Raw genomic sequence first — 18,550 nt, forward strand, 5'->3', positions numbered from 1 at the left:
ACAGGGTTGTTGACCGATGTGAATAACATCTGTGTAATTCTCCCCATGTTGGGGATAACCTGTGGATAACTCAGAAGAAGGCCCCTCTCGCCAACGCGAGAGGGGCCTTCTTCGAAATCGGTGGGGCGGGCGTCAGCGCCAGCGTGTGGTCATCAGGAAGCCGATCAGGGCGATGCCCAGGCCGATCGCAAGGTTCCAGTTGTCGAGCCCCGGGATCGGGAACTGCATGCCCGAGATGTAGAACACGAGGATCCACACGAGACCGAGGAGCATGAAGCCGACCATCACCGGCTTGAACCACACGGCGTTGGGTGCGGCTTCGCCTTCGCTGCGCGGAGCTTCGGGTTCTTCGGTCTTGCGGTCGCGTGCCATTCCCACAGTGTACCCAAGAGTGTCATATCGCGCGGAAAACCAGGGCCGCAGGGCGGGAGTACAGGTCTGGCGGATAGCATGTCGCCATGACTGCATCCGTCGTCTCGGGGGAGCGACGTGCACACCGCCGCCGCCCCCGGTCGCGCGCGACCTTCACCAGCGTCCTCGGCGAGCTGCTGCTCACGGGCGGAGTGATCGTGCTTCTCTTCGTCGCGTGGCAGATGTGGATCGGCGATATCATCATCGCGGCCCAGAAGAACGAAGAGGGTGCGGCGGTCTCGCAGGAATGGGCGAACGCACCCACTCCCGAGCTCCCACCGGTCGTCGAGACCGACGACGGGGCGACGGTGTTCGAGCCCGTGATCCCCGCCGCTCCGGCCGACACCGAGCTCCTCGGCCAGATGCACGTGCCGCGCTTCGGTGCCGAGTACAACGTCGGCATCTACGGCGGTACGACCCGCGCGCGCACGCTCGACAAGCTCGGGATCGGCGTCTACACCGACTCGAAGATGCCCGGTGAGGTCGGCAACTTCGCGATGGCCGGCCACCGCACCACCTGGGGCAAGCCCTTCAACCAGCTCGACAAGCTCCAGGTCGGCGACGCGATCGTCGTCGAGACGCCTGACGGATGGTTCACGTACCGCTTCCGGACGCTGGAGTACGTCAAGCCCACGCAGACGGACGTGCTGCTCGATGTGCCGCAGATGCCCGGCGTCGCGACGGGGGAGAAGTACATCACGCTGACCGCCTGTTCGCCGCTGTACTCCCTCGCCGAGCGCATCGTCGCCTACGGCGTGTACGAGAGCTTCCAGCCCCGCGCCGAGGGTCCGCCCGCCGCGCTCACCGATCCACCGCCTCCGCCGGCCGCGCCGTCGATCTAGCCGAACGGAAAGAGACGACCCATGTACGCCGCACTCTGGCGCATCCTCCCCGGCCCGTGGTGGCTGAAGCTCTTCATCCTCCTCGTGCTCGTCGCAGCGGTGCTCTACGGGCTCTTCTGGTACGTCTTCCCCTGGGTGAGCCCGCTGATCACCCCGGGCGAGGTCGACCTCGAATGACCCGCGTGCTCGTCGTGGACAACCACGACAGCTTCGTGCACACGCTCGTGGGTTACCTGCGCGAGCTCGGTGCCGACGTCGCGCTGATCGAGGCGGATACCATCGATGCCGCTGAACTCGCGGTGATGCTGCCGGACTTCGACGCGCTGCTGCTCTCTCCCGGCCCGGGCACCCCTGACGATGCCGGCGTCTCCGTCGACGCCGTGCGGCTCGCCGCGAGGATCCGGATGCCGCTCCTCGGCGTCTGCCTGGGGCATCAGGTGATCGGCGCCGCGTTCGGCACCACCGTTTCAGAGGCGCCTGAGCTGATGCACGGCATGGTGTCGCCGGTCACGCACGACGGATCAGCGCTCTTCGCCGGCATCCCGTCGCCGTTCGACGCGGGCAGATATCACTCCCTCGCTCTCGCGGAGACCGACCTGCCGGCTGACGTGGCCGTCACAGCGCGCACCGCGAGCGGCACCGTCATGGCACTGGAGCACACCCGTCTGCCCATACTCGGGGTGCAGTTCCACCCCGAGAGCGTGCTGACCGAAGGCGGATACCGTCTGCTCGCCAACTGGCTCGAACTGTGCGGCGACGCACATGCCGTGGCACGCTCAGCGGCACTGCACCCGCTGTCGGGCCCCGACGCTCGTGTGGATCAGCCGGCGGCGACGCAGTAGCGCAGTTCGACCGTCGAGCCGATCGCCACGTCTCCCGGCGCGGCCGACATCGACGACACGGTGGGCGGTTCGGTCGGCGTGCAGTCGATCAGCTCGACCGGACTGGGCGTGAGGCCGATGCGTTCGAGCTCAGCCTGAGCCGCTTCCATCGTCCACCCGGTGACGTCGGTGAGGGTGACCCGGCCGCTCGCGACGACGAGATTCACGATGGTCTGCGGTGCGACCTCGGTGTCGGCCGCCTCGCTGGCCTCCATCACCGTCTCGGCCGCCAGCCCCTTGTCGTTGCGCTGGATGACCGTGCCCAGTTCGAGCCCTGCCGCCGCGAGTGCGTCCTTGGCGGCCGTCAGAGAGAGGCCCTCGAGCATCGGGACGACCACCGTCTCCTTGCCGGAGGACACGTAGACCGTCACGGAATCGCCCTCGCTCACGGCGGTGCCGGACGCAGGGTCTGTGCGGGTCACGTTGCCCTCGACGATGTCGTTGCTGGACTCGAGCACCAGCTTCGAGGTGAGATCGAGCTTGCCGAGATCATCCTGGGCGCGCTCGGACGAGACGTTGACGAGATCAGGCACCACGCGCGAGCTCGACGGCACGTCGTCCGGGCGCATGCTGAGCGTCCAGACCCAGAACAACACTGAGGCGAGAAGCACGGCAAGCAGTGCCACACCCGCCCAGATCCACGCGACGGGCGGACCCGACTGCGTGCGAGCCATGGTGGTGTCGGTGCTCAGCTGGCGGAGCGACCGGGCGGTCTCCTGCGCGGCACGCGGATTCGGTCCGTACAGCTCGCTCGTGAGCGCGCCGAGCTCCTTGCGGCTCGGCGCATGGCCGGAGACCGCCGAGTCGAGCGCAGCGCGGAAGTGCGCGGCATCCGGGTATCGCTGGTAGGGATCCTTGGCCAGCGCGCGCAGGACGATCGGGTCGAGCGCGCCGGGGGAGTCCTCGTTCACCTCGGTCGGAGGGACCGGAGTCTCGCTGACGTGCTGGTAGGCGACGGCCACAGGGGATTCGCCGCGGAACGGCTGACGGCCGGTGAGCAGTTCATAGAGCACGACGCCGGTCGAGTAGAGGTCGGCGCGTGCGTCGACCGGTTCGCCCTTGGCCTGCTCGGGTGAGAAGTATGCCGCGGTGCCGATGATCTGGGTGGTCTCGGCGACCGTCGATGACGAGTCGGACACGGCTCGGGCGATGCCGAAGTCCATGACCTTGACCTGGCCCTTGTCGGTCACCATCACGTTGCCAGGCTTGATGTCGCGGTGCACGACACCCGCACGATGCGAGTAGTCCAGTGCCTCGAGGATGCCGTCGACATAGCGCACGGCGTCGTCGACGGGAACCGGGCCCTTGGCGATGATGTCCTTCAGCAGCGTGCCGCTGATCAGCTCCATGATGATGTACGGAGGCTCATCCGTGCTGCTGTCGGTCGTCGAGGGGTCGCCGGCGTCGTAGACGCGGACGATCGACGGGTGCGACATCCGCGACGCGGACTGGGCCTCGAGACGGAATCGCGTGCGGAACGCGTTGTCGCGAGCCAGTTCGGGGTCGAGGATCTTGATCGCCACCGCACGACCGAGCGTCAGATCGTACCCGCGGTACACCTTCGCCATGCCGCCGTGCCCGATGAGCTCGTCGACGCGATAGCGACCCGCGAGAACGCGTGGCTCTGTCGACACGTAGTGACCCCCCTGATACGACCTTGTGGATGCTCCAGCCTACGGCGGGAGCGGGTTATTCGCCTGAGTCTCCGCCGTCTGCGTCGCCTTCATCGGCGCCCGGCGCGGCGGGCAGGATGACGACGCCCGGCATGGCATCCGACTGCTCGGACGGCATGTCGCTGCCGCAGAAGACGCGGAACGTGGCGGTGATCGACTGTCCGGCCGTGCCGGGGACGATCTGCGTCGAGAGCACGCTGGGTCCGAAGCTGCGGATGGACTCGCCGGCGTTGCCGCCGGAGAACGTCGCGTTGGTGAGCGTCACCTCGAAGGCCGATCGCGCCGGGGTGCCCGAGGGGCACTCGAAGCTCGGCCAGTTGAGGGTCACGGGCTCGCCCTCGGTGGCGGTGCCGGCGATGGTCGGGGTGCCCGAGGGCTTGCCCACCTTCACCTGCTCCTTGAAGGTCGTCAGCGTGATGGCCGTGCCCTCGGGAACGTTGCCGCCGGGCTGCACGGACTCGACCGTGCCGACCTGGTTCGCGTTGGGAGCGATGGTGTTGCCCACCACGCACTCGGCCTGGAGTCCGGCGTTGGCGGCAGCGGTCTGCGCGGCATCGCACTGCATCCCCACGAGACCGAGAGCATCGACGTCCACGAGCTCGGGCTCGGGCGTCTCGGTCTCGGTCGGTGTCGGCTTCGGGGTCTGCGATACGGTCTCCGACTGGGTCGGCTCGGGATCGGGGTCGCCCTGATTCATCAGGGCGAACACGGTTCCACCGAGCACGATCACGAGCAGTGCGATGAGAGCGATCAGCGGCCACGTCCAGGGGCTGCGCTTCTTCTTCTTCTCGGCTTCCTCCTCGGCCTGCTCGCCGGTGGGCAGCTGGGCCGTCGTGGGGAGGATGCGCGTCGTGCCGTCGTCGCCCGATGCGGTGAGCAGCCGGGTGGCGTCGTCGGAGGCGACACCACCGGTCGCGATGGCCGGCACCGCGATGGCAGCGGAGTTCAGGTCGCCTCGGCGCAGAGCCTGGGCGGCGCGTGCCACGGTCGCCGACGACGACGGGCGGTCGGCGGGCTTCTTGGCGATCATCGCCATGACGAGGTTCTGCACCGGGATCGGCACGGTCGGCGGCAGCGGCGGAGGCTGCTCGTTGATCTGCGCCATCGCGATCGCGACCTGCGATTCACCCGTGAAGGGCCGCTTGCCTGCGAGGCACTCGTAGGCGACGATGCCGAGCGAGTACGTGTCGGTCGCCGGTGACGCCGGGTGCCCCGACGCCTGCTCGGGCGAGAGGTACTGCACGGTGCCCATGACCTGGCCGGTGGCCGTCAGCGGCACCTGGTCGGCGATGCGGGCGATGCCGAAGTCCGTGATCTTGACGCGGCCGTCCGGCGTGATCAGCAGGTTTCCGGGCTTGATGTCACGGTGCACGAGACCTGCCGCATGCGCGGCCTGCAGAGCGGATGCCGTCTGCGCGACGATGTCGAGGGTCTTGTCGGCGCTCAGGGCGCCGTCGCGCTCGAGCACGGTCGAGAGGGCCTCGCCGGGAACGAGCTCCATGACGAGGTAGGCGCTGCCGTTCTCCTCGCCGTAGTCGAAGACGCTCGCGATGCCCTCGTGGTTGACGAGTGCGGCATGGCGCGCCTCAGCGCGGAACCGCTCGAGGAACCCGGGGTCCCCCATGTACTCGTCCTTGAGGATCTTGATGGCCACGGTGCGACCGATGACGTGATCCGTCGCCTCCCACACCTCGCCCATGCCGCCGATCGCAATACGCGACTGCAGCTCGTAGCGACCACCGAACGACACACCCTGCGTCGGTCTCATCTGCCCAGCACCGCCTCTATGACCTTCTTTGCAATCGGAGCGGCGATGGTGTCGCCGGATCCTGACTGCCCTTGTCCACCGCCGTCTTCGACGAGGACCGCTACTGCCACCTCGGGGTCGTCCGCCGGCGCGAAACCGGTGAACCACAACGTGTACGGCTTGTTATCGTTCTCGGTCGTGCCGGTCTTCCCCGCCACATCGACCCCGTCTATTCTTGCACCCTGCGCAGCGCCGTTTGAGACGCTCGCGACCATCGACGCCGTGATCTGATCGGCGATCGTCGCATCGGTCGTCTGACCGAACTGGGTGTCGTCGTACGAACGGATGACCGAGAGGTCGTTGCCGATCACCGTGTCGACCAGACGGGGGTTCATCACGACGCCGTCGTTCGCGATGCCGGCCGCCACCATCGCGATCTGCAGCGGCGTCGCGGTGACCTGTCCCTGGCCGAATCCGGTGAGGGCGGTCTGCGCGTCGTCGAGGGCACGCGGGTAGCTCGACGGAGTCGATTCTAGCGGCGTCGAGAAGCTCCGATTGAAGCCGAACTTCTCCGCCATCTCGCGGATCGCGTCATCGCCGAGCTCGACGGCGAGCTCGGCCATCGGGATGTTGCAGCTCAGGCGGATGGCTTCGGAGATCGACACGGTGTCTCCGCTGCCGCACGTGCCGCCCCAGGCGTTCGCGACCGTGTTCGTCGAGCCGGGCAGCTGATAGCGGGCCGGGTTCGGGAGCGTCGAGTCGGGCGTCCAGTTGCCCGACTCGTAGGCCGCGGCCGCGACGACGAGCTTGAACGTCGAGCCGGGAGGGTTGAGGTCGCCGGCGATCGCTCGGTTCGAGAGGGGCTTCGTGGGGTCTTCGTCGAGCTGGTCGTAGGTCGCGTTCGCGGCATCCGCGTCGTGCGTCGCGAGCTGGTTGGTGTCGAACCCGGGGGTCGACACCAGTGCGAGGATGCGCCCGGTCTTCGGCTCGATAGCGACGACCGCGCCGTTGAGGCCCTGCAGAGCGTCGTATGCGGCGCGCTGCGCGGCCGTGTCGAGGGTCAGCTCGACGCTGAATCCGCTCTGCGGCTGACCCGAGAGGATCCGCTCGATCTCGGCGAAGAAGGCGCTCGATCCCGTTCCCGACAGGTCGGCGTTCATCGCCCGCTCGATGCCGGTCGCCGACTGCAGCGCCGGGTTGAAGTACCCGGTGACAGGGGCCCACATCGCGGCATCCGTGTAGACGCGCTGGAACTGGTAGCGGTCGTCCGAGGGGGTCGAGGAGGCGATCGCGACGTCGTCGACGATGATCGACCCGCGCTGGATCTCGTAGCTGTCGAGGAGCGTGCGCCTGTTGTTCGGGTTCTGCCCGAGGGCGTCGGCCTCGACGACCTGGATCCAGCTGGTCGCGGCGAACAGCGACAGGAACATGAACAGCATCACGATGCTGAGACGGCGGAGTTCTTTGGTCATGTCAGCCGATCACCGCCCGGGGTTGGCTGCGGACGCCGTCGGAGATGCGCAGCAGGATGGCCACGATCAGCCAGTTGGCGATGAGCGAGGATCCACCGGCGGCGAGGAACGGCGTGGTCAGACCGGTCAGCGGGATGACCCTCGTCACGCCGCCGACCATGATGAACACCTGCAGCGCGATGGTGAACGAGAGGCCGATGGCGAGCAGCTTGCCGAAGTCGTCCTGACCCGCCAGTCCGATGCGCACGCCACGGCTCACGAAGACCATGTAGAGGCAGAGGATCGCGAACAGCCCGATCAGGCCGATCTCCTCGCCGAGGCTCGTGATGATGTAGTCGCTGTGGGCGAGGGGCGTGACGTCGGGGCGTCCCTGACCCCAGCCCGTGCCGAGAAGGCCGCCGTGCGCCAGCCCGAACAGGCCCTGCATGGGCTGGAAGCCGGCGCCGTCGGGGTCGACCTTCTCGGGGTCGAAGAGGAACAGCCAGTTGACGAAGCGGCCCTGCACGTAGCTGAGGATCTGTGTCGCCACCGCGACACCCGCAGCCACGAGGGCGAGGCCGATGAGCACCCAGCTGGTCTTGCCGGTCGCGACGTAGAGCATCGCGACGAACATGCCGAAGATCAGGGTTCCGGTTCCGAGGTCGCGCTGGATGACGATGATGCCGAGCGAGATCGCCCACACCACCAGAACCGGTCCGAGTTCGCGCATGCGCGGCCACATGATGCCCAGGAACTTCGTGCCGACAGACGTCAGGCTCTCCCGCGTGCGCACGAGATAGCCCGCGAAGAAGATCGCGAGGCAGATCTTGGCGAGCTCGCCGGGCTGGAAGGCGAACATGCCGCCGAGCGACACCCAGACCTGGGCGTTCGCATCGGGGATGCGCAGGCCCGGGACGAAGGGGAGCAGCAGGAGCAGGATGCCGGAGAGGCCGAAGATGTAGGTGTAGCGGAACAGCACCCGGTAGTTGCGCAGCAGGATCACGCACGCGATCGCCCCGGCGAGGGAGATGCCCGTCCACGCGAGCTGCTTCGTCGAGTAGGCGTCCCACCCCGTGAGGGACTTCGCGATGTCGATGCGATAGATCATCGCGATGCCGAGGCCGGTCAGCAGCGTGGCGATCGGCAGCAGGAACGGGTCGGCGGCCGACGCGACGGCACGCAGCACGAAGTGCACGGCGAAGGCCAGCACGGCGAGGCCCCCGCCGATCGCCAGGATCATGGGGTCGATCAGACCCAGAGCACCGAGCTGCACGAGCGTGAGAGCGCCGCCACTGAGAGCGACGGCGAAGAGCAGCAGCCAGAACTCGCGGTTGCGCTGCGTCTGCGGCATCCGCATTCTCTTGAGGGCCTTGATGACGCTGGTGTCGGCCGTGACGTCGGTGGTCATCCTGCGTCCTCCGTCGGCGTCGCGGTGGGCAGGGGAGTGGGCAGCGGGGTCTCGCCGATCACGCGGTCGGCGCCGGCCTGGAGTCGCGCGACGATGGCCTCGGCATCCGAGAACGACCGCGCCGTGATCGTGCGCTCCACGGAATCACGCTGGTACGGCGGGAGGTTGGCGAGGAGGATGTCGGTGTCGCGGAGCGGCGTCGACAGGGTGATCGGGCCGATGTTCTGCTGCACGCCCTGGTAGATCACGACACTGTCGTCGTCGGCGCCGACGAAGTAGCGCGTCTGCGTCCAGCTGTAGGCGGCGAAGGCGGCGAACACGAGCATCGCGACGACCACCAGCATCCCGGCGATCCATCCGAGACGGCGGCGCTTGGCGCGTCGACGATCCTCTTCGATGAGCTCCTCGAGGTATTCGGGGGCCGGCTCGAAGTGGCTGGGCTCGTTCGCGGCCTGGCGTACCGGGTGCAGCCAGTTGCCGCGGGGCGCGCGCACCGGAGGAACGGTCACGTTGGCGGGGTTCGATGCCGAGCCGACGATCGTCGCCGTGCCGGAGTGCATCGCGTGCTGACCGCCGACCTCGACGAGGACGATCGTCACGTTGTCGGGGGCTCCGCCGTCGAGCGCCTGCTTGAGCAGGTTGTCGGCCGTGCGGCCAGGCGCCATGCCCATGCGCATCGCCTTGAGGATGTGCGCCTCGTCGACGACGCCCGAGAGGCCGTCGGAGCACAGCAGCCAGCGGTCGCCCGGCTGGGTGTGCATCACGAACATGTCGAGCTCGGGATCGGCGTCCATGTCGCTCAGCACGCGCATGAGCACCGAGCGACGCGGGTGGTATCGCGCCTCTTCGGGGGTGATGCGGCCCGAGTCGACGAGTCGCTGCACGAAGGTGTGGTCGGCCGTGATCTGCGTCACCGCGTCATCGCGGTAGAGGTAGATGCGCGAGTCGCCGATGTGGCCGATGACCGCGTAGTCGTCGACCATGATGACGGCGCTGAGCGTGGTGCCGAGTCCGGCGAGCTCGGGACGGTCCTTGGCGGCGCGGATCAGATCGCCGGCCGCGGTGGTCGCGGCGGCCTGCAGAGAGGCCTGTGCGTCGTCGACCGACGAGTACGGCTGGTCGAGCGGCTCCATCCGGTGGATCGCGATGCTCGAGGCGACGTCACCGCCGGCGTGACCGCCCATGCCGTCGGCGACGACGAAGAGATTCGCCCCGGAGTAACCGGAATCCTGGTTGTTGGAGCGGACCTTCCCGGTGTGGGAGATCGCGGCGCTCGAGCCTTCGAAGACCATGCCGGGGTCAGGCTCGCAGCTCGAAGGTCGTGGCGCCCACCTTGATGGGGGTGCCGAGGGCGAGGGCGACGGGACCGCCGGTCACGCGCTGGCCGGCGACGAAGGTGCCGTTGGTCGAGTCGAGGTCCTGGATGGCCCAGCTGTCGCCGCGCAGCATCAGACGTGCGTGGTGACTGGACGTGTAGTCGTCGCGGATCACGAGGGCGGATTCGCTGGAGCGTCCGATCGTCAACGTCTCGTTGCCGAGGGGGAGCTCGAGCCCCGCCTTCGGACCGGAGGTGATGACGAGCCGCTTGGCCGTCGCGACCGTGGCGGGACCAGTGCTGGGCTTCGACGACGCGGGGCGCGAGGCCGGGGCGGATGCGGGCGACTGCGTCGGAGCGGGAGTCGCCGCGGCGACCTCGGCCGGGAGCTTGCGGACCTTCATGCCGAACAGATCGGCGCGCAGCGAGTAGACGACGCCGAACACGAAGAACCACAGCAGCAGCAGGAAGCCCACGCGCAGCAGCAGCAGGACGAGTTCACTGGGTGTGCTCACGAGATGGCCCCGAACGCGCGGGTCGCGTCGTCGTCGCGCGGCCGGGGCGGGCGCGACGGGGTGGCGACGGGAACGATGCGGAACACCAGGTCGGTGCGTCCGATGGTCAGGGTGGTGTCGGAGGGGAGGGCGGCTTCGCGCACCTTCTGGCCGTCGACCTTGGTGCCGTTCGTCGAGCCGAGATCGCGCATCATGGCGCGCTCTCCGTCCCAGAGGACCTCGACGTGCTTACGGCTGGATCCGGCGTCGGCGATCGTGATGTCGGCATCCGTTCCGCGGCCGATGACGGTGCGTGCGCGGGTGAGCGAGTGGCGACGGCCGTCGACGTCGATCACGGCCTGCCACTCGACGCGCCCCTCGACGGTTCCTGAGCTGACGTTGACCGTGCCGGTCGCGATCTTGTCGTCACCCTCGAGCGAGATCGAGAGCGGGCCGGAGAAGCTGTAACCCTGCGACTTCGCGTGCTTGGTGAGAAGCGCGTGCAGTTCGTCGGTGAGGGCTCCACCGAGCCCCTGCATGCGCTCGGCGTCGTCGGTGCTGAGGCGCACGACGAAGTTATTGGGCGCGATGATGCGGTCCCTGCTCACCACAGCCGCTTTGGTGTCCGCTTCGCGCCGAAGGGCGGAAGCGATCTCCACGGGCTGGATGCCGCTGCGGAAGGTCTTCGCGAAGGCGCTGTTCACAGCGCGCTCGAGACCCTTCTCAAAGCTGTCAAGTAGTCCCACTGGGCTCCTCTGGCATGCCGACCGGTAGGCACATCGTAGCGAGGTGTGCTGGGTGAACGCCCTCGCGAGGCGGGAAAACGCCGAGATTCCGGGGGAGTGGGGGAGTGGGATGCGCCGGATGCAGGAGCTCGGCACGTCTGCAGGACCGAAGAACATCCTCTCGTCCGGCATCCGTGCCCGACTCCTGCAGACCGCGGCGACGCCGGTTTCATCGATGGGCGAAACGCGTGATATCTTTGGGAAGTTGAGTTCTTCGGAGCCCGACATACTCGCGCGAGTGGCGGAATGGTAGACGCGCTGGCTTCAGGTGCCAGTGTCCTTATGGACGTGGGGGTTCAAGTCCCCCCTCGCGCACAGCGAGCAGTGAATGAGAGACAGGCCCGGTTCCTTTCGAGGAAGCCGGGCCTTTCTCATGCATCGGCAGAGGTGTCGGCGGGGCGTCAGCCTCGGATCGACCGCCGAGCGGCTTCGAAGCGCACCCAGTCGTGGTCGGATGCCGGCGTCAGCTCCCACTCCTCGACGGGGCCGCTCTCCCATGCCGTCGCTGCCACTGCACCACCGGCATCGGTGAGATCCGTCACCACGGCGGCATCGAGCCGGCCTCCGGCGAGCAGCTTGTCCTGCGACGCCTTCTTCACCCGACCCCACCACTCAGGCTCAGGTGTCGCGGTGAGCACCTCGCCCTTCTTCAGGACGGCGGCGACCTCGTCGGCGCCACTGTCGGCGGAGTCGTCGACGACGAGAACGGGCGGGCGCTTCACGCCCAACGCCGCCATCACCGCCTCGCCGAGGGAGTCGTAGGCGCCGGCGCTCGCCCAACGGCCGTCGAGGGTGTGCTCGATATGGAAGCTCATGGATGAAGGCTACTCACGGTGTGCGGCCGACGCGCCGAAACTCCTCGCTTATTTTGAATGACTAAAAATAAGATACGGTGGGGAGACGACGTGGTGCCGGGGTTGCAGCCCCGGCACCACTGTCCGTGAGACACCACCATCCCTGACTGAGGAGGCTCGCATGAGTCACGAACACGCCCCAGAGTACCCACGCCAGACGCCCTCCATGGAGAAGTCCCTCGGACGGGAGGGGCGCGAGCGCATCATCCGCCAGGCGCTCGAGCGCATCGACGGGGCGCCCGCGCCGACGGTCGACATGATGCAGGCGGCGATGGGGACGGAGTCACGGATCCGCCTCGTGCACGACGTCGTCCGCGCCTACCTCGACGAGCACCGGTTCACCGACACGAAGGACTGGGCTCAGAGCCTTCGCGAACGATCGTCGCGCAGCGATCAGAAGGCGGAGGCGGTCTGAGATGCGAATCGACTCGATCATGCCTCTCTCCCTGTCTGCTTTCGCACAGCACGAGGCCGTCCAGCGCATCACACCCGCCGACCTGCTCGCCACTCCTCCTCGACTGACCGACTCGGCTCGTTTCGTCGGGCGGGTGGACTCGGGTGGTCTCGGCAGCCCGCGCTACTTCGTCGGGGAGTACCGCGACGGGGCCATGCCGAGCGCGCTCGTCCTCGAGTACGGCGCCGCGTCCGCCGGCGACGGGCGATCGACCCGGGTGTGGAGCCTGGCCGACCGGCGGGGCACCACGCCCGACTACCGCCTCATCCACGACGACTCCTCCCGGGGGTATGTCACGGTGTGAGCGACCGGGCTCACAGCACCCTCGCAGGACTCGCCGCCTCCACGTGTTGGCGCTCAGGCCCCACTCGTGATGGTGTGAGCAGGTGAGATCGCCAGCTTCCCCCCACAGCGACGACCAGAACGACGTCATGTCAGGCTCCGAACCCGCGTCTCGACCACGTCGTCGGCGCGGTCGAGTGATCGGCTGGATCAGCGTCGCCGTCGTGGCCGCCCTGGTCGCCGTGGGCGCCATCGCCTACGGGCAGCTGCAGGGCAACGTCACCACGGCGCCCATCCGCTCGGACGACGGTGAGAGCGAGCCCGAGCTCGCGACGGGCGATCTGAACATCCTGCTGCTCGGGTCCGATTCCCGGGCGCTCGAGTCCGAGGGCTTCGGCGAAGACGACGGCACCGAGCGCAGCGACGCGATGGTGATCGCTCACATCTCGAGTGACAACACCCGCATCGACGCCGTGCAGCTTCCGCGCGACACCGTCGGCGACCTGCCGGCGTGCGACGACAACGGGCGCGGGTCGTATGGCGGCGGCTGGGGGATGCTGAACTCGGCACTGCAGTACGGCCCGGCCTGCTCCGTCGCGGCGGTCGAGCAGCTGACCGGTCTCGCGATAGACCACTTCGTGCAGATGGACTTCGAGGGATTCATCGGCATGGTCGACGCGATGGGCGGCATCGATGTGTGCCTGCCGGAGCCGCTGCAGGACGGGCACGCACGCCTCGACCTGCCCGCCGGCCCCCAGTCGATCAACGGCGACCAGGCACTCGCACTCGCTCGCACGCGCCATGCGCTCGCTCAGGAGAGCGACATCGCCCGCCTCGGGCACCAGCAGATGGTGCTCTCGGCGATCGTGCAGAAGGCCACCAAGTCCGCCGTGCTCGTGCGCCCCGACCGGCTCTACGCGTTCCTCGATGCCGTGACGTCGTCGATGACCGTCGACCCCGGTCTCGGAGCCCTGACCGATCTCGCCGGCCTCGCCGCGCGGGTCGCGAATGTTCCGCTCAGCAGCGTCACATTCCTCACCATGCCGACGACCGAGGCCCCGGAGGACCCCAATCGCGTCGTGCCGACCGCGGACGCCGACGTCATCTTCCGGGCGCTGATCGACGACGTGCCGATCGTGCTCACCACCGACGAGGTGCAGCCCGAGGCGCCGGTGCGCACCGCGCCCGTGCAGATCCTCAACGGTGCCGGTGTCAGCGGTCTGGCGTCCCGCGTCTCCGATGACGCGACGGGCTACGGATACACCGTCGCCGGCATCGCCAATGCCGACCCGGTCGACCTCACGACCATCACGGCCGCAGACACCCCTGACGCCCAGCAGACGGCGCAGGCGCTCGCCGCAGAGCTCGGCATCCAGGTCGTCGTCCAGGTCGGAGACGTCGACGGCGTGCAGCTGCTGCTCGGCGCCGACTACGAAGCACTCACCTCGCAGCCCCGCGCCACCCCGGTGCCACCGCGGCCGGTGGATGCGGTGAACCGCAGCGCCGACACCGACCTCTGCGCCGCCTGAGGCGTACCCATCACGCCTCCGTGGCGTGCGCGGTGTACGACGACTTTCCTTATTGGAAAGTGGCCCGGCTCACCGAACAGGACCGGCAGACTGGAGAGGACTTCCTTCCTCTTCGTCAGGAGACGCAATGCCGGAACAGCCTCGCCGAACCCCCAGCCAAGCCGTGCTCAGCGTGCAGCAGGTCGAGCAGGTCAGCCCCGACCTCGTGCGCATCACGGCCGGAGGCGACGGGTACGAGGCCTTCACCGACAACGTCTACACCGACAAGTACGTCAAGATCCTGTTCGCCGACCCTCGCCACGGGCTCACCCCTCCCTACGATCTCGCTCAGCTGCGGGAGCACAGCCCCGAGAAGCTGCCCACTCCGCGCACATACACGGTGCGAGCAGCGGATGCCGAGCGCCAGCGTCTCGTCATCGACTTCGTCGTGCACGGCGATGAGGGTGTCGCCGGTCCGTGGGCTCGACGTGCACAGGTCGGGGACACGCTGGTCGTCAGCGGCGCGGGCGGCGGCTACCTGCCCGAGCCGGGAGCGCCGTGGCATCTGCTCATCGGCGACCACACCGCGCTCCCGGCGATCTCGTCAGCCGTCGAGGCGATGGACTCGGATGCCGTCGGGCACGTCATCCTCACCGTCGCCGACCCCGGCGACCGCATCCTTCCCGATGCTCCATCCGGAGTGGCGGTGCGATGGACTGAGTCCGATGACGAGCTGCTGGCCGTCCTCGCGGAGCTGGCCTGGTCGGACGGGCACCCCGGTGTGTTCGCGCACGGGGAGCGCGGAACCATCAAGGCCGTTCGGGCCCTGCTGAAGCAGCGCGAGGTGCCCAGAGAGTCGTTGTCGATCTCCGCCTACTGGGCGCGAGGCCGCGCGGAGGACCAGTTCCAGGCCGAGAAGCGGGAGCCCATCGGTCAGATCGAGTAGGCGCCGAAGCGCCGTCAGAACCCTTCGGGCTCCCGCGGCGTGTAGGCGCCCTCCAGCTCTGCGAGCTCGGCGGCTTCGAGTCGGATGCTGACGGCTGCGACCGCATCGTCGATGTGAACGGCCTTGGTCGCGCCGACGATCGGGGCGGTCACCGCCGACTGCTGCGCGACCCACGCGAGTGCGATCTGCGCCCGGGAGACGCCGCGTCCCTCGGCGACGCGAGCCACCGCATCCACGATCGCCCGATTCGACTCCTCCTCGCGGTGGTAGAGCGTCGCGCCGAAGGCATCGGTCGCCGTGCGCGTGGTCGTCTCATCCCACTCCCGCGTCAGCCTGCCACGCGCCAGCGGAGACCAGGGCAGCACGCCGACGCCCGAGTCGAGGCAGAACGGATGCATCTCCCGCTCCTCCTCGCGCTGCAGCAGGTTGTACTGATCCTGCATCGAGACGAAGCGCGTCCAGCCGTTCTGCGCAGCGACACCCTGGGCCTTGGCGAACTGCCACGCCCACATCGATGATGCGCCGATGTAGCGAGCCTTGCCCGAGCGGACGACGTCGTGCAGCGCCTCCATGGTCTCTTCGATCGGCGTCTCGGGGTCCCACCGGTGGATCTGGTAAAGATCGACATACTCGGTGCCGAGGCGCGTCAAGCTCGCGTCGATGCCCGACAGGATGTGCCCGCGGCTGAGTCCGGCCTGATTCGCGCCCGGGCCCATGCGCCCGTGCACCTTCGTCGCGAGCACGATCTCGTCGCGGCGCGCGAAGTCCTTGAGTGCACGGCCGACGAATTCCTCGCTCGTGCCGTCGGAGTACACGTCGGCGGTGTCGAACGTCGTGATTCCTGCCTCGAGAGCCTGCGCGATCAGCGGGCGGCTCGCTTCCTCATCGAGCGACCATCCGTGTGCGCCGCGGTCCGGTGCGCCGAAGCTCATGCATCCGAGCACCACCTTCGAGATCTTCACTCCGGAACGGCCGAGCCTGACGCTGTCTGCTGTGTCGAGCATCCGAGATCTCCCTCGAGTCGTGGTCTGCGATCGATGCTCTCACGGTCACGCGCGGTGCGGGGTCGTCGATCACAGGAAGACGCGGAGGTAGTCGCCGATCTTCTCGCCGCTGTCTTCGGGGACGACCTCGACGCTGAGTCGGGCGCGCACGCCGGCGGTCTCGACCTCGATCGGCATCGCCCCGCATCCCATGACCGGCCCGTTCTCGACGCCGTCGATCACCAGGCAGACCCTTCCGAGCCCGCTCTCGTCACTCGCCTCGACGGCGTAGAAAGTGTGCCCTTCGGAGTCCTCGCCGAGCAGGCGCGCCGTGTCGGGGACCACCGTCGCGATCTGGTCGGACGTGACCGACTCAGGCAGGCGGGCGGATTCGCCGCTGGCGAGAAGGTCGACCGTCGGAGCGTTGACGCAGCCGGCCAGAAGCGCGACCGCCCCGAGCGCGAGAGCCGCGCTCACCAGTGGACGGAGGCACGAGCGGTTCATGACCACACCATAGGGGCGACCGGGTGTCGACACAATCGAGCAGCCCGCCGAATCGGCCCGGCCTGTGACGTCACCCGTCGGGATCGGGGCGGGAATGATCCTCGCCCTCCGCCGGGCTGTCAACCGCCCTGCGCTCGCCGCGGATCGGACGCATCATGAGAGCTCGGACACCAACCCTGGAGGGCATCATGTCGAACATCGACGCTTTCGCGAACAGCTTCCCGCCGGACATGCCCGGCATCCCCCGAGTCGACGACTTCTCGGACGGCACCTTCCCCACCGATACCGACCAGCCCGAGACCCAGGGCGACGACCCGGTCGACGCCGAGCTGGGCGACGACGGACAGGGTGACCTGGCTCCGGAGGACGAGGGTCTGCATCACAGCGGAGACGCGCCGACCGACCTGCGGGACGGCACCGAGTGAGCGGCCGCGGCGAGGAGTCCGGTCAGGATCTCGGCGGTGCAGAACCCTCCGAGGAAGGGATCGCCGCGCTGATCGAAGATCGCAACGCGGACGACCCCGACCAGGTCGGAGAGACTCCCGCCGGAAACGCTGGCGCCGACTCGGGCGGTTCCGGTGCGGTGCGCGTCGACCCGTCGTCGGAGTCATCCGTGCAGGACGAGTCCATCCACAACGACGAACCGGGTATCGGAACGCGACGCTCGGGCGACTGACCGTCGCCATCTGTGCGACGACCGCAGTGAAGGAGATCTCTCTCGACGAAGGGTGAGCCGTCGGCATCCGTCCTTCGTACTGTGAGATCTCCTTCCCTGCGTGTGCGCGCAGTCATAGGATGCTGCGGGTGAGCGACGCACTGGATGACGGCCCCTTCTTCCACGGCACCAAGGCAGACCTGCGACCGGGCGACCTGCTGACCGCCGGATATCCGTCGAACTACCGGCCCGAGATCGTGATGAACCACATCTACTTCACCGCCGTGGCCGACGGTGCGGGGCTCGCCGCCGAACTCGCGCCGGGTGATCGCGAGCCGCGGGTCTACGAGGTCGAGCCGACCGGGGACTTCGAGAACGACCCGAATGTGACCGACAAGAAGTTCCCCGGCAATCCGACCCGTTCCTATCGCAGCGCGGAGCCGCTGAGGGTCGTCCGCGAGGTGCTCGACTGGACCCGCCTCTCGGCCGAGGCGCTCGCCGCATGGCGCGAACGGCTCGCGGCGCTGCACGCCGACGACCGCGCGGAGATCATCAACTGAGCGCCGGCGCGGGGCGTCTCAGTGTCGGACCAACCGCCGGGCGAGCGATCCGAGGACGCGGTCGATGATGACGAAGACGAAGCCGACCGCGACGAGAGCGACCGTGAGGGCGATGATCCACTGAGCGACGCCCGCGACCCCGAGCACGTCGACATCCATGAACGGGTAGGGATACGCCTGTCCTGGTGTGAACTCGCCGCCGAGCGCACCGTAGACGAAAGCCCAGGTCAGATACACGTAGGGGAGCAGCGTCCACAGCAGAGGATCGATCCACCGGAACGATCCCTTCGGCACGAAGACCAGCCAGTCGACGATCACCAGCACGGGCGTGATGATGTGGATCAGGTTGTCGGTGAGTGAGAAGATCTCGGCGTCGCCGTCGGCGAACCTCGAGGGAACGAGCACGATCAGGTAGATCAGCATGGTCACGGTGATCGCGAACATCACCGCTCCGCTGCCGCGCGCGCTGGGCGTCGATGTGCCGAACCGTCCGCGCTGACGCAGATCGCCGACCGTGCGGACGAGGAGGAGCAGCACCCACGCGAGACACAGGAGGTTGCTGACCATCGTGTAGAACAGCAGGGTCGTCCACGCCGGCTGACCGGTCAGGATGTCGGAGTGCCGGATGACACCGGTGAGGATGATGGCGAGCGCCACGACCCGGTAGACGAGTGCGGCCGGTCGGAAGTTCACCGCGGCGCGGGAGAACAACGGGGTGCGACGGGGCACGGACTCCGGGAGGGCGGAAGCCGTGGACAGGGAGGCGACGGCTTTGGACATCCTTCGAGGCTACGCGT

Annotated in this window: 22 protein-coding genes and 1 tRNA gene; 11 read left to right on the forward strand and 12 right to left on the reverse strand. The window is 68.1% G+C overall.

Annotated features, from left to right (window positions below):
* Nucleotides 1–132: 132 nt before the first annotated feature.
* Nucleotides 133–372 carry a cell division protein CrgA gene (locus tag ACIPV5_RS02275; protein ID WP_042541028.1) on the reverse strand — a complete coding sequence of 80 codons (240 nt, stop codon included), beginning with the start codon at nt 370–372 and terminating at the stop codon, nt 133–135.
* A gap of 86 nt (nt 373–458) precedes the next feature.
* Here ACIPV5_RS02275 and ACIPV5_RS02280 point away from each other — a divergent pair, with 86 nt between their 5' ends.
* The 3 genes from ACIPV5_RS02280 to ACIPV5_RS02290 are packed head-to-tail and all read left to right on the forward strand — an operon-like array spanning nt 459 to nt 2,095.
* A complete protein-coding gene (locus ACIPV5_RS02280) occupies nt 459–1,253 on the forward strand; it encodes a class E sortase (RefSeq protein ID WP_072590401.1) in 795 nt (264 codons plus the stop codon).
* Between the two features lie 21 nt (nt 1,254–1,274).
* A complete protein-coding gene (locus ACIPV5_RS02285) occupies nt 1,275–1,430 on the forward strand; it encodes a hypothetical protein (protein WP_167947501.1) in 156 nt (51 codons plus the stop codon).
* A complete protein-coding gene (locus ACIPV5_RS02290) occupies nt 1,427–2,095 on the forward strand; it encodes an aminodeoxychorismate/anthranilate synthase component II (RefSeq protein ID WP_230101134.1) in 669 nt (222 codons plus the stop codon). The genes ACIPV5_RS02285 and ACIPV5_RS02290 overlap by 4 nt, the downstream gene beginning before the upstream one ends.
* Here ACIPV5_RS02290 and pknB read toward each other — a convergent pair.
* From pknB to ACIPV5_RS02325, 7 genes are read right to left on the reverse strand one after another with little or no spacing between them, the layout of a single operon-like run.
* Entirely contained in the window at nt 2,074–3,768 is a 1,695-nt protein-coding gene (pknB, locus tag ACIPV5_RS02295; RefSeq protein ID WP_053098267.1) for a Stk1 family PASTA domain-containing Ser/Thr kinase, read from the reverse strand. The genes ACIPV5_RS02290 and pknB overlap by 22 nt on opposite strands.
* A gap of 55 nt (nt 3,769–3,823) precedes the next feature.
* Nucleotides 3,824–5,575, reverse strand: coding sequence for a serine/threonine-protein kinase (locus ACIPV5_RS02300; RefSeq protein ID WP_053098268.1), 1,752 nt, complete (start codon nt 5,573–5,575; stop codon nt 3,824–3,826).
* On the reverse strand, nt 5,572–7,026 hold the full coding sequence (locus ACIPV5_RS02305; protein WP_363518661.1) for a penicillin-binding transpeptidase domain-containing protein: 1,455 nt from the start codon (nt 7,024–7,026) through the stop codon (nt 5,572–5,574). Before ACIPV5_RS02305 ends, ACIPV5_RS02300 begins: the two co-directional genes overlap by 4 nt.
* Before the next feature lies 1 nt (nt 7,027).
* Entirely contained in the window at nt 7,028–8,413 is a 1,386-nt protein-coding gene (locus tag ACIPV5_RS02310) for an FtsW/RodA/SpoVE family cell cycle protein (RefSeq protein ID WP_072590403.1), read from the reverse strand.
* Nucleotides 8,410–9,705, reverse strand: a complete 1,296-nt coding sequence (locus ACIPV5_RS02315) for a PP2C family serine/threonine-protein phosphatase (RefSeq protein ID WP_053098271.1) — start codon at nt 9,703–9,705, stop codon at nt 8,410–8,412. The genes ACIPV5_RS02310 and ACIPV5_RS02315 overlap by 4 nt, the downstream gene beginning before the upstream one ends.
* A 7-nt stretch (nt 9,706–9,712) precedes the next feature.
* Nucleotides 9,713–10,243, reverse strand: coding sequence for an FHA domain-containing protein (locus ACIPV5_RS02320; protein ID WP_053098272.1), 531 nt, complete (start codon nt 10,241–10,243; stop codon nt 9,713–9,715).
* Nucleotides 10,240–10,968, reverse strand: coding sequence for a DUF3662 and FHA domain-containing protein (locus tag ACIPV5_RS02325; protein WP_053098273.1), 729 nt, complete (start codon nt 10,966–10,968; stop codon nt 10,240–10,242). The genes ACIPV5_RS02320 and ACIPV5_RS02325 overlap by 4 nt, the downstream gene beginning before the upstream one ends.
* Nucleotides 10,969–11,239: 271 nt before the next feature.
* On the opposite strand from ACIPV5_RS02325, the gene ACIPV5_RS02330 reads away from it, so the two are divergent.
* A tRNA-Leu gene (locus tag ACIPV5_RS02330) sits at nt 11,240–11,322 on the forward strand.
* An 86-nt stretch (nt 11,323–11,408) separates the two neighbouring features.
* On the opposite strand, the gene ACIPV5_RS02335 is transcribed toward ACIPV5_RS02330, so the two are convergent.
* Nucleotides 11,409–11,822: a hypothetical protein gene (locus ACIPV5_RS02335; protein ID WP_400339399.1), complete on the reverse strand. Its 414-nt coding sequence runs from the start codon at nt 11,820–11,822 to the stop codon at nt 11,409–11,411.
* A gap of 160 nt (nt 11,823–11,982) precedes the next feature.
* On the opposite strand from ACIPV5_RS02335, the gene ACIPV5_RS02340 reads away from it, so the two are divergent.
* The 4 genes from ACIPV5_RS02340 (at nt 11,983) to ACIPV5_RS02355 (ending at nt 15,051) form a co-directional block, all read left to right on the forward strand.
* Nucleotides 11,983–12,276, forward strand: coding sequence for a hypothetical protein (locus tag ACIPV5_RS02340; RefSeq protein WP_295101910.1), 294 nt, complete (start codon nt 11,983–11,985; stop codon nt 12,274–12,276).
* Nucleotide 12,277: 1 nt separating this feature from the next.
* A complete protein-coding gene (locus ACIPV5_RS02345; RefSeq protein WP_400339401.1) occupies nt 12,278–12,619 on the forward strand; it encodes a hypothetical protein in 342 nt (113 codons plus the stop codon).
* 127 nt (nt 12,620–12,746) lie between these two features.
* Nucleotides 12,747–14,126: an LCP family protein gene (locus tag ACIPV5_RS02350; RefSeq protein ID WP_187249145.1), complete on the forward strand. Its 1,380-nt coding sequence runs from the start codon at nt 12,747–12,749 to the stop codon at nt 14,124–14,126.
* Nucleotides 14,127–14,253: 127 nt separating this feature from the next.
* Nucleotides 14,254–15,051: a siderophore-interacting protein gene (locus tag ACIPV5_RS02355; RefSeq protein ID WP_400339405.1), complete on the forward strand. Its 798-nt coding sequence runs from the start codon at nt 14,254–14,256 to the stop codon at nt 15,049–15,051.
* A 14-nt stretch (nt 15,052–15,065) separates the two neighbouring features.
* Here the strand turns inward: ACIPV5_RS02355 and ACIPV5_RS02360 are convergent, their stop codons facing one another.
* Together ACIPV5_RS02360 and ACIPV5_RS02365 are read right to left on the reverse strand one after the other, a co-directional pair.
* Complete coding sequence (locus ACIPV5_RS02360) at nt 15,066–16,055, reverse strand: aldo/keto reductase (protein ID WP_400339408.1); 990 nt, start codon at nt 16,053–16,055, stop codon at nt 15,066–15,068.
* Between the two features lie 69 nt (nt 16,056–16,124).
* Nucleotides 16,125–16,538 carry a hypothetical protein gene (locus tag ACIPV5_RS02365; protein WP_400339411.1) on the reverse strand — a complete coding sequence of 138 codons (414 nt, stop codon included), beginning with the start codon at nt 16,536–16,538 and terminating at the stop codon, nt 16,125–16,127.
* A 188-nt stretch (nt 16,539–16,726) separates the two neighbouring features.
* On the opposite strand from ACIPV5_RS02365, the gene ACIPV5_RS02370 reads away from it, so the two are divergent.
* From ACIPV5_RS02370 to arr, 3 genes are all read left to right on the forward strand, one after another.
* Entirely contained in the window at nt 16,727–16,963 is a 237-nt protein-coding gene (locus ACIPV5_RS02370) for a hypothetical protein (RefSeq protein WP_400339414.1), read from the forward strand.
* Nucleotides 16,960–17,214, forward strand: coding sequence for a hypothetical protein (locus ACIPV5_RS02375; RefSeq protein WP_053098281.1), 255 nt, complete (start codon nt 16,960–16,962; stop codon nt 17,212–17,214). The genes ACIPV5_RS02370 and ACIPV5_RS02375 overlap by 4 nt, the downstream gene beginning before the upstream one ends.
* A gap of 119 nt (nt 17,215–17,333) precedes the next feature.
* Nucleotides 17,334–17,753 carry an NAD(+)--rifampin ADP-ribosyltransferase gene (arr, locus tag ACIPV5_RS02380; protein WP_072590412.1) on the forward strand — a complete coding sequence of 140 codons (420 nt, stop codon included), beginning with the start codon at nt 17,334–17,336 and terminating at the stop codon, nt 17,751–17,753.
* An 18-nt stretch (nt 17,754–17,771) separates the two neighbouring features.
* Here arr and ACIPV5_RS02385 read toward each other — a convergent pair whose 3' ends face one another.
* Nucleotides 17,772–18,533 carry a Pr6Pr family membrane protein gene (locus ACIPV5_RS02385; protein WP_230101131.1) on the reverse strand — a complete coding sequence of 254 codons (762 nt, stop codon included), beginning with the start codon at nt 18,531–18,533 and terminating at the stop codon, nt 17,772–17,774.
* Between the last annotated feature and the right edge of the window lie 17 nt (nt 18,534–18,550).

This window comes from Microbacterium sp. NPDC090014 (assembly GCF_044748285.1).
Classification (GTDB): Bacteria; Actinomycetota; Actinomycetes; order Actinomycetales; family Microbacteriaceae; genus Microbacterium.

Excerpts from the sequence above, each read along its gene's own strand:
- ACIPV5_RS02275 (WP_042541028.1), bottom strand. The coding sequence starts at position 372 with ATGGCACGCGACCGCAAGACCGAAGAACCCGAAGCTCCGCGCAGCGAA.
- ACIPV5_RS02280 (WP_072590401.1), top strand. The coding sequence starts at position 459 with ATGACTGCATCCGTCGTCTCGGGGGAGCGACGTGCACACCGCCGCCGC.
- ACIPV5_RS02285 (WP_167947501.1), top strand. The coding sequence starts at position 1,275 with ATGTACGCCGCACTCTGGCGCATCCTCCCCGGCCCGTGGTGGCTGAAG.
- ACIPV5_RS02290 (WP_230101134.1), top strand. The coding sequence starts at position 1,427 with ATGACCCGCGTGCTCGTCGTGGACAACCACGACAGCTTCGTGCACACG.
- ACIPV5_RS02300 (WP_053098268.1), bottom strand. The coding sequence starts at position 5,575 with ATGAGACCGACGCAGGGTGTGTCGTTCGGTGGTCGCTACGAGCTGCAG.
- ACIPV5_RS02305 (WP_363518661.1), bottom strand. The coding sequence starts at position 7,026 with ATGACCAAAGAACTCCGCCGTCTCAGCATCGTGATGCTGTTCATGTTC.
- ACIPV5_RS02310 (WP_072590403.1), bottom strand. The coding sequence starts at position 8,413 with ATGACCACCGACGTCACGGCCGACACCAGCGTCATCAAGGCCCTCAAG.
- ACIPV5_RS02315 (WP_053098271.1), bottom strand. The coding sequence starts at position 9,705 with ATGGTCTTCGAAGGCTCGAGCGCCGCGATCTCCCACACCGGGAAGGTC.
- ACIPV5_RS02335 (WP_400339399.1), bottom strand. The coding sequence starts at position 11,822 with ATGAGCTTCCATATCGAGCACACCCTCGACGGCCGTTGGGCGAGCGCC.
- ACIPV5_RS02340 (WP_295101910.1), top strand. The coding sequence starts at position 11,983 with ATGAGTCACGAACACGCCCCAGAGTACCCACGCCAGACGCCCTCCATG.
- ACIPV5_RS02345 (WP_400339401.1), top strand. The coding sequence starts at position 12,278 with ATGCGAATCGACTCGATCATGCCTCTCTCCCTGTCTGCTTTCGCACAG.
- ACIPV5_RS02350 (WP_187249145.1), top strand. The coding sequence starts at position 12,747 with ATGTCAGGCTCCGAACCCGCGTCTCGACCACGTCGTCGGCGCGGTCGA.
- ACIPV5_RS02355 (WP_400339405.1), top strand. The coding sequence starts at position 14,254 with ATGCCGGAACAGCCTCGCCGAACCCCCAGCCAAGCCGTGCTCAGCGTG.
- ACIPV5_RS02360 (WP_400339408.1), bottom strand. The coding sequence starts at position 16,055 with ATGCTCGACACAGCAGACAGCGTCAGGCTCGGCCGTTCCGGAGTGAAG.
- ACIPV5_RS02365 (WP_400339411.1), bottom strand. The coding sequence starts at position 16,538 with ATGAACCGCTCGTGCCTCCGTCCACTGGTGAGCGCGGCTCTCGCGCTC.
- ACIPV5_RS02370 (WP_400339414.1), top strand. The coding sequence starts at position 16,727 with ATGTCGAACATCGACGCTTTCGCGAACAGCTTCCCGCCGGACATGCCC.
- arr (WP_072590412.1), top strand. The coding sequence starts at position 17,334 with ATGCTGCGGGTGAGCGACGCACTGGATGACGGCCCCTTCTTCCACGGC.
- ACIPV5_RS02385 (WP_230101131.1), bottom strand. The coding sequence starts at position 18,533 with ATGTCCAAAGCCGTCGCCTCCCTGTCCACGGCTTCCGCCCTCCCGGAG.